At 62.9% G+C, this 11,532-nt stretch carries 7 protein-coding genes; 5 read left to right on the top strand and 2 right to left on the bottom strand.

Annotated elements, in window-relative coordinates; genetic code table 11:
• Both BMY06_RS17515 and BMY06_RS17510 read right to left on the bottom strand, forming a co-directional pair.
• The coding region (locus tag BMY06_RS17515) for an efflux transporter outer membrane subunit (protein WP_074984325.1) at positions 1 to 1,166 on the bottom strand (1,166 nt) is incomplete at its 3' end.
• A gap of 86 nt (positions 1,167 to 1,252) precedes the next feature.
• The gene (locus BMY06_RS17510; RefSeq protein ID WP_065063133.1) at positions 1,253 to 1,771 is read right to left on the bottom strand and encodes a MarR family winged helix-turn-helix transcriptional regulator; all 519 of its coding nucleotides are present in this window, start codon (positions 1,769 to 1,771) and stop codon (positions 1,253 to 1,255) included.
• A 457-nt stretch (positions 1,772 to 2,228) separates the two neighbouring features.
• Between BMY06_RS17510 and typA the strand changes: the two genes are divergently transcribed.
• From typA to zapE, 5 genes are all read left to right on the top strand, one after another.
• Positions 2,229 to 4,049, top strand: a complete 1,821-nt coding sequence (gene typA / locus BMY06_RS17505) for a translational GTPase TypA (RefSeq protein ID WP_065063135.1) — start codon at positions 2,229 to 2,231, stop codon at positions 4,047 to 4,049.
• Positions 4,050 to 4,398: 349 nt separating this feature from the next.
• The gene (locus tag BMY06_RS17500; protein WP_065063137.1) at positions 4,399 to 7,263 is read left to right on the top strand and encodes a 2-oxoglutarate dehydrogenase E1 component; all 2,865 of its coding nucleotides are present in this window, start codon (positions 4,399 to 4,401) and stop codon (positions 7,261 to 7,263) included.
• Positions 7,264 to 7,368: 105 nt separating this feature from the next.
• Entirely contained in the window at positions 7,369 to 8,643 is a 1,275-nt protein-coding gene (gene odhB / locus BMY06_RS17495) for a 2-oxoglutarate dehydrogenase complex dihydrolipoyllysine-residue succinyltransferase (RefSeq protein ID WP_065063139.1), read from the top strand.
• A 108-nt stretch (positions 8,644 to 8,751) separates the two neighbouring features.
• Positions 8,752 to 10,182, top strand: coding sequence for a dihydrolipoyl dehydrogenase (gene lpdA / locus BMY06_RS17490; RefSeq protein WP_065063280.1), 1,431 nt, complete (start codon positions 8,752 to 8,754; stop codon positions 10,180 to 10,182).
• 109 nt (positions 10,183 to 10,291) lie between these two features.
• Complete coding sequence (zapE, locus tag BMY06_RS17485; protein WP_065063141.1) at positions 10,292 to 11,389, top strand: cell division protein ZapE; 1,098 nt, start codon at positions 10,292 to 10,294, stop codon at positions 11,387 to 11,389.
• Positions 11,390 to 11,532: the final 143 nt, after the last annotated feature.

Below are 11,532 nucleotides of genomic sequence, written 5' to 3'. Positions count from 1 at the left end.
AGCGTCTGGTCGTAGTTCGCGACGTCGAGTTCGAAGTCGGCGTAACGACCCTTCAGTTGCGCGCGCAGGGCGCCCGCGTCGAAGATCGGCAGATGCACGGCCGGGCCGATGTTCATCTGGCGGCTCGTGAAGTTGAGGAATTTGCCCCAGCCGAAGGCATCGAAGCCGAAGCCCGCCGCGAGATTCACGTCGGGATAGAACTCGGCCTTCGCTTCCTTGACGTCGTGCATCGCGCCTTCGACCTGCCAGCGCGCGGCGACGATGTCCGGGCGGCGCGCGACGAGATCGGCGGGCAGGTTGTCGGGCAGCGCGACGCTGGCCACCGGATTGAGCACCGGATTGGCGATCTGCAGACCGCGATCCGGACCCTTGCCGAGCAGCGCGCCGAGCTGATAGCGCACGGTCTCGATCTGGCCGTCGATCTGCGAGAGATTGGCCTGGCTCGTAGCGATGTTGCCGTTCGCGGTCTGACGCTCGACGTTGGTGTCGAGGCCCGCGACCACGCGGCCGTTCGTGATGTTGCCGATGGTCTTGCGGTTGTCGATTTCGCGCGCGGCGATATCGCGCAGCGCGTAGAGCTGGGCGAGCTGGTTATAGGTACGCGCGACCGACGCGGCGAGCGTGATGCGGGCCTGCTGCATCTCGGCTTCGGCGGCGCGCTGTGCGGAGACCGCCTGCGCGAGTCGCTGACGGTTCTTGCCCCACAGGTCCAGATCCCACGACGCGCTGGCGAGTACGTTGTTTTCGCTGTACCAGCTGCCGCCGTAGGGCGTTGGGTACAGCGCGTTGGCCGAGTAGAGCTCGCGGGTCCACGAGTAGCTCGCGTTGGCTTTCGGCTCGAGCGCCGATTTCGACGTTTCGATATACGACGACGCCTTGGCAATGCGCGCCTGCGCCTGCGCGATGGTCGGATTGCCGTCGATGGCTTCGTCGATCAGCTTCTGGAGTTGCGGGTCGCCGAACTGGTTCGCCCAGTCGAACGCGGGCCACTGGCCGCCCTGCGCCGGAATGCTTTGCGACGACTCGAACTGCTGCGGCTGCGCGAGCGTCTTGTCGCTCTTGATGCCGATGTAGTTCGCGCAGCCCGAAAGCGCGAGCGCGGCGATCGCGGCGGTCACCGCGGCCCGGCACGACAGCGCTGGCGCAAACTGGGTTTGGGATTTCATTGCTCGTCTCGTTGCGTGAGAAGGTGAGGTGATACTGGACGATGCAGCTATTTTCTTGTTTGCCGGTTTCAAATTTGCTTGCCCTGTCATGAATTGGCCGGCGGATTTTGCCCGGCTGCCGCATTCGCGTTCTGGCTGGCATCGCAGCTATTGGCGAGAACCCGCCGCAACATGTTCTTCAGAAAGCCCACCTCTTCGGGCGTGAAACCGGCGGCGAGCGTTTCCGTCACGCTCGTGAAAATGGCCGGCATGCGGCGCGCGATGGCTTCGCCTTCGGGCGTCAGCGCAAGGCGTACGGCGCGGCGGTCTTCGGAGCTGCGCACGCGCTTGAGGAGGCCGCGCTTCTCCAGCCGGTCGACGAGACGCGTGACCGCGCTGGCGTCGATGCCGTATTCGCGCGCGAGTTCGGCGGCGAGCAGGCACTTGCCGCTGGCCACCATGAACAGCACGCTGGCCTGCTGGCTGGTGATGCCCAGTTCGGCGAGCGTGCGCTGCGTGACCATGTTCGACATGCTCGTCTTGGCCCGCGCGAGCAGGTAACCGACGCTCTCGCCGAGATCGTAATCGCGGATTTCGGGCGGCGGTACAGGGATCGGATCCGTCATGTTTCTGCTGCGACTGCAATGATTGACCAGGCAGGGATTATAAGAAACGTTAGTTGACGCGACAAGGGTTTTATTCTGCCGGGGATGAATAACCTTTGCCAGATAGGGGCTTAATGTTGTGCCCTGCACATGAGAAAATTGAGATTCAGCGCAGCGCCGCTGTGGAACCCGTGAGCCCTCGCCCCGTCTCTTGTTTGCAATCGTCTGCACCGCGGTTCGGGCAGATCACGGCGGCCATGATGGAAAGATCGGATATGCGCCTGATCAATTCATCTGCGCGTGCTATAATTTCAGGTTCCCAAAAGTGCGCCATTGCAGCGCTGCCGAATCGAGCCTCCGGATCCGTCCGGAAGAGGCGGGCGGTGGTCGCGATGCCCCATCCGGCTATGTAGCCGGCTGTGTAGCGCTCGCCCGCCCGGGCGCGCTGCCGCGCACTCTTAACTGTACCCAGGTTCCTATGTCCCGCGCCCTACGCAACATTGCCATCATTGCCCACGTCGACCACGGCAAGACCACGCTCGTCGACCAGCTCCTCCGTCAGACCGCCACGTTCCGTGACAACCAGCAGGTCGCCGAGCGCGTGATGGACTCGAACGACATCGAAAAAGAGCGTGGCATCACGATTCTTTCGAAGAACTGCGCGGTCGAGTACGAAGGCACCCACATCAACATCGTCGACACCCCGGGCCACGCCGACTTCGGCGGCGAAGTGGAACGCGTGCTGTCGATGGTCGACTCGGTGCTGCTGCTCGTCGACGCCGTTGAAGGCCCGATGCCGCAAACGCGCTTCGTGACCAAGAAGGCGCTCGCGCTCGGCCTCAAGCCGATCGTCGTCGTCAACAAGATCGACCGTCCGGGCGCGCGTATCGACTGGGTGATCAACCAGACGTTCGACCTGTTCGACAAGCTCGGCGCGACCGAAGAGCAGCTCGACTTCCCGATCGTGTACGCATCGGGCCTGAACGGCTACGCATCGCTGTCGCCGGAAGCGCGTAGCGGCGATATGCGCCCGCTGTTCGACGCCGTGCTCGAACACGTGCCGGTCCGTGACGCCGATCCGGAAGGCGGCCTGCAACTCCAGATCACCTCGCTCGACTACTCGGCTTACGTTGGTCGTATCGGCGTGGGCCGTATCAAGCGCGGTCGTATCAAGCCGGGTCAGCCGGTTGCGCTGCGCTTTGGTCCGGAAGGCCAGGTCCTGAACCGCAAGATCAACCAGGTGCTGGCATTCAGCGGCCTGGAGCGCGTGCAGGTCGAAGCGGCTGAGGCCGGCGACATCGTGCTGATCAACGGTATCGAAGACATCGGTATCGGCGCGACCATCTGCGCGGTCGACAACCCCGAAGCGCTGCCGATGATCACGGTCGACGAGCCGACGCTGACGATGAACTTCCTCGTGAATTCGTCGCCGCTCGCCGGCAAGGAAGGCAAGTTCGTGACGAGCCGCCAGATCCGCGACCGTCTGACCAAGGAACTGAACCACAACGTGGCGCTGCGCGTGAAGGACACGGGCGACGAAACCACGTTCGAAGTGTCGGGCCGCGGCGAACTGCACCTGACCATCCTGATCGAAAACATGCGCCGTGAAGGCTACGAGCTGGCCGTGTCGCGTCCGCGCGTGGTGCTGCACGAAGTCGACGGCGTGAAGCAGGAGCCGTACGAAATGCTGACCGTTGACGTCGAAGACGCCAACCAGGGCGGCGTGATGGAAGAACTGGGCCGCCGTAAGGGCGAAATGCTCGACATGGCGTCGGATGGTCAGGGCCGTACGCGTCTCGAGTACCGCATTCCGGCGCGTGGCCTGATCGGCTTCCAGGGCGAATTCATGACGCTGACGCGCGGCACGGGCCTGATGAGCCACGTGTTCGACGCATACGGTCCGGTCAAGGAAGGTACGCTCGGCGAGCGCCGCAATGGCGTGCTGATCTCGCAGGACGACGGCGCCGCTGTCGCCTACGCACTGTGGAAGCTGCAGGATCGCGGCCGCATGTTCGTGAAGCCGGGCGACGCGCTGTACGAAGGCATGATCATCGGTATCCATAGCCGCGACAACGACCTCGTCGTGAATCCGATCAAGGGCAAGCAGCTCACCAACGTGCGCGCCTCGGGCACCGACGAAGCCGTGCGCCTGGTTCCGCCGATCCAGATGTCGCTCGAGTACGCGGTCGAATTCATCGACGACGACGAACTCGTGGAAGTGACGCCGCAGTCGATCCGCCTGCGCAAGCGTCACCTGAAAGAGCACGAGCGTCGCCGCGCAAGCCGCGAAGCCGAGTAAAGTTTGCTGTCGAAACTTTTTCGCGCACTGCAATGCATGTAAGAAAACAAGAAAGCCGCCGCTGTCTGGGCGGCTTTTTTGCGTCCGGCGGGGATTGCCTCGCAGTGCCGGAAGAGTCTGTTGTAAAAGTTGCAAAGTACCGCCAAAGCCCGTGTAGCAAGGGTTTGCGTGCGGTCCTGTGTCGCATTGCATCTTATGGGGAGTATCACTTATGTGCTATCCTCCGCGGATGCATGATTTAGGTCCTTCCAAGCAGACTTGATTCGCAATCCGCTAAACGGTCAGGCCGTGGCGCGGAAGGTTGAGTAACCCGCTATTTCTCGAGAAACTCGAAGAAAGGTGAGCGTAAATGTCGGAAACGATGAAGCAATTCCAGCTGAACTCCTATCTGTTCGGCGGCAATGCTCCGTATGTCGAAGAGCTATACGAAGCATATCTTGACAACCCTGCGTCCGTTCCGGACCAATGGCGTGAATACTTCGACGCACTGCAAAACGTGCCGTCGTCGAGTGGTTCGGCCGACAGCGATGTCGCCCACGGCCCGATCGTCGAGTCGTTTGCCCAGCGCGCGAAAGCCAATGCTTTCGTCCCGAAGGGCGGCGGCGAAGACCTCGCCACGGCTCGCAAGCAGGTCTACGTTCAGTCCCTCATCGGCGCATATCGCTTCCTGGGCTCGCAATGGGCCAACCTGGATCCGCTGAAGCGTCGCGAGCGTCCGCCTATCCCCGAACTCGAACCTGCGTTCTACGACTTCACTGAAGCCGACATGGACCAGACGTTCAGCGCCACGAACCTGTATTTCGGTTTCGAGCGCGCGACGCTGCGCGAGATCGTCAAGGCCCTGCGCGACACGTATTGCGGCACGATCGGCGCCGAGTACATGTACATCAGCGACCCGGAACAGAAGCGCTGGTGGAAGGAACGCCTCGAGTCGATCCGCTCGACGCCGAATTTCACGAACGACAAGAAGAAGCACATCCTCCAGCGCCTCACGGCCGCTGAAGGCCTCGAGCGCTTCCTGCACACCAAGTACGTCGGCCAGAAGCGCTTCTCGCTCGAAGGCGGCGAATCCTTCATCGCCGCGATGGACGAAGTCGTCCGTCACGCAGGCGCGAAGGGCGTGCAGGAAATCGTCATCGGCATGGCCCACCGCGGCCGTCTGAACGTGCTCGTCAATACGCTCGGCAAGATGCCGGCTGACCTGTTCGCCGAATTCGAAGGCAAGCACGTCGACGACCTGCCGGCAGGCGACGTGAAGTACCACAAGGGCTTCTCGTCGGACGTCGCAACCGAAGGCGGCCCGGTCCACCTGTCGCTCGCGTTCAACCCGTCGCACCTTGAGATCGTCAACCCGGTGGTCGAAGGTTCGGCGAAGGCCCGTATGGATCGCCGCGGCGACGACAACGGCCTTCAAGTGCTGCCGGTGCAGATCCACGGCGACGCGGCCTTCGCGGGTCAGGGCGTCGTGATGGAAACGCTGAACCTCGCGCAAACGCGTGGTTACGGCACGCACGGCACGCTGCACATCGTCATCAACAACCAGATCGGCTTCACGACGTCGGACCCGCGCGATGCGCGCTCGACGCTGTACTGTACCGACGTGGTCAAGATGATCGAAGCGCCGGTGCTGCACGTGAACGGCGACGATCCGGAAGCGGTCGTGCTGGCGATCCAGCTCGCGGTCGAATTCCGCATGCAGTACCACAAGGATGTCGTCGTCGACATCATCTGCTTCCGCAAGCTCGGCCACAACGAGCAGGACACCCCGGCGGTCACGCAGCCGCTGATGTACAAGACGATCGCGAAGCACCCGGGTACCCGTGCGCTTTACGCTGAGAAGCTCGTGCAGCAGGGCGTCATTTCGGCGGAAGACGGCGACAACTACGTCAAGGCATATCGTGCCGCGATGGACGAAGGCCACCACACCGTCGACCCGGTGCTCTCGAACTACAAGAGCAAGTACGCGGTGGACTGGGTGCCGTTCCTGAACCGCAAGTGGACCGACGCTGCCGACACGGCAGTGCCGCTCGCGGAACTCAAGCGTCTGGCCGAACGCATCACCACGATCCCCGAGAACTTCAAGGTTCACCCGCTGGTCGAGCGCGTCATCAACGACCGCCGCGCGATGGGCAAGGGCGAATCGAAGCTCGACTGGGGCATGGGCGAACACCTCGCGTACGCATCGCTGGTCGCGTCGGGCTACGCTGTGCGCCTGACGGGTCAGGATTCGGGCCGTGGCACGTTCACGCACCGTCACGCCGTTCTGCACGATCAGAACCGCGAACGCTGGAACGACGGCACGTACATCCCGCTGCAGAACATCGCCGACAACCAGGCGAAGTTCACGGTGATCGACTCGGTGCTGTCGGAAGAAGCGGTGCTGGGCTTCGAATACGGCTACTCGACGGCTGAACCGAACACGCTCGTGGCGTGGGAAGGCCAGTTCGGCGACTTCGTCAACGGTGCGCAGGTCGTGATCGACCAGTTCATCTCGTCGGGCGAAGTGAAGTGGGGCCGCGTTTCGGGTCTCACGATGCTGCTGCCGCACGGCTACGAAGGCCAGGGTCCGGAGCACTCGTCGGCGCGTATCGAACGTTTCCTGCAGCTGTGCGCCGAGCACAACATGCAGGTCGTTCAGCCGACCACGCCGGCCCAGATCTTCCACGTGCTGCGCCGCCAGATGATCCGTCTGTTCCGCAAGCCGCTGATCATCTTCACGCCGAAGTCGCTGCTGCGTCACAAGGAAGCCGTGTCGGACCTGTCCGAACTCGCGAAGGGCACGTTCCAGCCGGTTATCGGCGAAGTGGACGAGTCGATCGACGCGAAGAAGGTCAAGCGCGTGGTGGCCTGCTCGGGCCGCGTGTACTTCGACCTCGTCGCGCATCGCCGCGAAGCGAAGGCAAACGACGTCGCGATCATCCGTATCGAACAGCTCTATCCGTTCGCGCACAAGCAGTTCGAAGCGGAAATCAAGAAGTACGACAACGCGACCGAAGTGGTCTGGGTGCAGGACGAGCCGCAGAATCAGGGCCCGTGGTTCTACATCGAGCACCACCTGAAGGAAGGCATGAAGGAAGGACAGAAGCTCGCGTACAGCGGCCGTCCGGCTTCGGCCTCGCCGGCTGTCGGCTACTACGCGAAGCATTACGAACAGCAGAAGACGCTGATCGAAGGTGCGTTCGGCCGCCTGAAGGGCGCGCAGGTCGCGAAATAAGCATATGAGCTAACGAACCGGGAAAGCGTGCGATCGGATTGCGCGCTTTCCCGCGCTCAGATGCGCGACCCGGTTCGTACCCAGATACGTATTCAGGAACATCAAATGGCTATTGTTGAAGTCAAGGTCCCGCAGTTCTCGGAGTCGGTGTCGGAAGGCACGATGCTGCAGTGGAAGAAGAAGCCGGGCGAAGCGATCGCTCAGGACGAAGTCGTCATCGAAATCGAAACCGACAAGGTCGTGCTCGAAGTGCCCGCGCCGGCAGCCGGCGTGCTGGCTGAAGTTCTGATCGGCGACGGCGCGACCGTCACGAGCGAACAGGTCATCGCACGCATCGACACGGAAGGCAAGGCTGGCGCCGCTGCTGCACCCGCAGCCGCCGCAGCGCCGGCAGCCGCACCGGCCGCCGCGCCCGCCGCAGCACCGGCTGCCGCAGCCGCTTCGACGTCGAGCAGCAACATCGCCTCGCCCGCAGCGACCAAGCTGATGGCGGAGAAGGGTCTGGCAGGCGGCGACGTCGCCGGCACGGGCCGCGACGGCCGCATCACGAAGCAGGACGTGCTCGGCGCAGGCGCGCCGAAGGCTGCACCCGCAGCCGCACCGGCCGGCAAGCCGGCTGCCGCCAAGCCCGCGCTGCCGCAAGTCAACGCACCGGCATCGGCCGCCAACTGGCTGAACGACCGTCCGGAACAGCGCGTGCCGATGTCGCGCCTGCGTGCGCGTATCGCCGAGCGTCTGCTCGAGTCGCAGCAGACCAACGCCATCCTCACGACGTTCAACGAAGTGAACATGGCGCCGGTCATGGATCTGCGCAACAAGTACAAGGACAAGTTCGAGAAGGAACATGGCGTGAAGCTCGGCTTCATGTCGTTCTTCGTGAAGGCTGCGGTTCACGCCCTCAAGAAGTTCCCGCTCGTGAACGCGTCGATCGACGGTAACGACATCGTCTATCACGGCTACTTCGACATCGGTATCGCCGTCGGTTCGCCGCGCGGTCTGGTGGTGCCCATCCTGCGCAACGCAGACCAGATGAGCCTCGCCGACATCGAGAAGAAGATCGCCGAATTCGGTCAGAAGGCCAAGGACGGCAAGCTGTCGATCGAAGAAATGACGGGCGGTACGTTCTCGATCTCGAACGGCGGCGTGTTCGGCTCGATGCTCTCGACCCCGATCATCAACCCGCCGCAGTCGGCGATCCTCGGCGTTCACGCGACCAAGGAACGCGCGGTTGTGGAAAACGGCCAGATCGTGATCCGCCCGATGAACTACCTCGCGATGTCGTACGACCACCGCATCATCGACGGCCGCGAAGCCGTCCTGTCGCTGGTCGCGATGAAGGACGCGCTGGAAGATCCGGCGCGCCTGCTGCTCGACCTGTAATCACAGCGTCGCTCAAGCATCGCGTATTGAGTCTCACACTGAGCGGCGTGCGCGCGAATTCCGGAAACCGGCATTCGCGCGCCGCGCTCACGTATCGAAAGGATGACCATGTCCAAAGAATTTGACGTCGTCGTGATCGGCGCCGGCCCCGGCGGCTATATCGCGGCGATCCGCGCCGCGCAGCTCGGCAAGTCGGTTGCGTGTATCGAAAAGTGGAAGAACCCGGCCGGCGCGCTGAAGCTCGGCGGCACCTGCCTGAACGTCGGCTGCATTCCGTCGAAGGCGCTGCTCGCCTCGTCGGAAGAGTTCGAAAACGCCGCGCATCATCTCGTCGACCACGGCATCAGCGTGGGTGACGTGAAGATCGACGTCGCGAAGATGCTCGCCCGCAAGGACGGCATCGTCGAAAAGATGACGAAGGGTATCGAATTCCTGTTCCGCAAGAACAAGATCACGTGGCTCAAGGGTCACGGCAAGTTCACCGGCAAGAACGACGCCGGCGTGCAGATCGAAGTGTCGGGCGAAGGCGAAACCGAAGTCGTGACGGCGAAGAACGTCATCATCGCGACGGGTTCGAAGGCGCGTCACCTGCCGGGCATGCCGGTCGACAACAAGATCATCGCTGACAACGAAGGCGCGCTGACGTTCGACTCGGTGCCGAAGAAGCTGGCCGTGATCGGCGCAGGCGTGATCGGTCTGGAACTGGGTTCGGTGTGGCGCCGTCTGGGCGCCGACGTCACGATCCTCGAAGCGCTGCCGGAATTCCTCGGCGCCGCTGACCAGGCGCTCTCGAAGGAAGCTGCGAAGCTCTTCAAGAAGCAGGGTCTCGACATTCACGTTGGCGTGAAGGTCGGCGAAGTGAAGGCGACGGACAAGAACGTCACGATCAACTACACGGACAAGGACGGCAACGCGCAAGTGCTCGAAGCCGACCGCCTGATCGTGTCGGTTGGCCGCGTGCCGAACACCGACAACCTCGGTCTCGAAGCGATCGGCCTGAAGGCCAACGAGCGCGGCTTCATCGACGTCGATGGCCACTGCGCAACGTCGGTGCCGAACGTCTACGCGATCGGCGACGTGGTGCGCGGCCCGATGCTCGCGCACAAGGCCGAAGACGAAGGCGTGCTGGTCGCGGAAGTGATCGACGGCCAGAAGCCGCACATCGACTACAACTGCATTCCGTGGGTGATCTACACCGAACCGGAAATCGCGTGGGTCGGCAAGACGGAACAGCAGCTCAAGGCAGAAGGCCGCGACATCAAGACGGGCCAGTTCCCGTTCATGGCGAACGGCCGCGCGCTCGGCATCAACAAGGCCGACGGCTTTGTGAAGATGATCGCCGACGCGAAGACCGACGAACTGCTCGGCGTGCACATCATCTCGGCGAACGCATCGGACCTGATCGCGGAAGCCGTGGTGGCGATGGAATTCAAGGCTGCCGCCGAAGACATCGGCCGCATCTGCCATCCGCACCCGTCGCTGTCCGAAGTCATGCGCGAAGCGGCACTCGCCGTCGACAAGCGCGCGCTCAACATGTAAGCGCCTGAGGCCGGGCGCGCCAGCGTTCCGGCCTTGCAGCACCTGCATCACGTACAGAGGCGGACGGGTTCGAATACCCGCCCGCCTTTACTCATTTGCGGCTCACGAAATGAACGTCACCGAATACTACGAAAACGAACTGCAGAAACGCGGATACAAACCGGATGCGGCGCAGCGCGTCGCGATCGAGCGGCTGCAGCGGTGCTACGACGAGTGGGTCGAATACAAGTCGCGTCGCTCGAACGCGTTCTGGAAACTCATCAACCGTCCCGATCTGCCGCGCGGCGTCTACATGTGGGGCGGGGTGGGGCGCGGCAAGAGCTTCCTGATGGACAGTTTCTACGCGGTCGTGCCGGTGCAGCGCAAAACGCGTCTGCATTTCCACGAGTTCATGCGCGAAGTGCATCGCGAACTCGAAGAACTCAAAGGCCAGGCCGATCCGCTCGACGAACTCGCGCGCCGCATCGCGAAGCGTTATCGCCTGATTTGTTTCGACGAATTCCACGTCTCGGACATCGCCGACGCGATGATCCTGTATCGCCTGCTCGACCGCCTGTTCGCGAACGGCGTGCAGTTCGTGATGACGTCCAACTACGATCCCGATCTGCTCTATCCCGACGGCCTGCATCGCGACCGCATGCTGCCCGCCATCGAGCTGATCAAGGAAAAGCTCGATGTCCTGAACGTCGACGCCGGCGTCGATTATCGCCAGCGCACGCTCGCGCAGGTCGAGGTCTATCACACGCCGCTGGGCGCCGCCGCCGACAAGGCGCTGCGCCATTCGTTCGCGCAACTGGCCGCGGTGCCCGACGAAAGCCCGATCCTGCACATCGAGAAGCGCGAACTCAAGGCGCTGCGCAAGGCCGATGGCGTGGTGTGGTTCGACTTCGCCACGCTGTGCGGCGGCCCGCGCTCGCAGAACGACTATCTCGAACTGGCGAGCCGTTTTCACGCCGTGATTCTCTCCGACGTGCCGCAGATGACGCCGCGCATGGCCTCCGAGGCGCGCCGCTTTACCTGGCTCATCGACGTCTTCTACGACCACAAGGTCAAGCTGCTGATGTCGGCGGCCGTGCCGCCCGAGGATCTCTATCCCGAGGGCCCGATGGCGAACGAATTCACGCGCACGGTCTCGCGGATCGTCGAAATGCAGTCGAAGGAGTATCTCGAAACGCCGCGCCGCATCGTCGACACGACGCTGACCTGAGCGTTTGCCTGGTGGTTTGATCTGCGACACGTCGCAGGGTGCGCGCCCAGGTGCGCACCCTGCGGCGTCGCAAAAATAGAGTCCGAAGTGTTTTTTCAAGATTCGGACTCGTCTGATATGGCCCGCGGGGGCGAGTGGATATC

This window comes from Paraburkholderia tropica (assembly GCF_900109265.1).
GTDB classification, from domain to species: Bacteria; Pseudomonadota; Gammaproteobacteria; order Burkholderiales; family Burkholderiaceae; genus Paraburkholderia; species Paraburkholderia tropica.
This window is presented reverse-complemented; position numbering and strand designations above follow the sequence as displayed.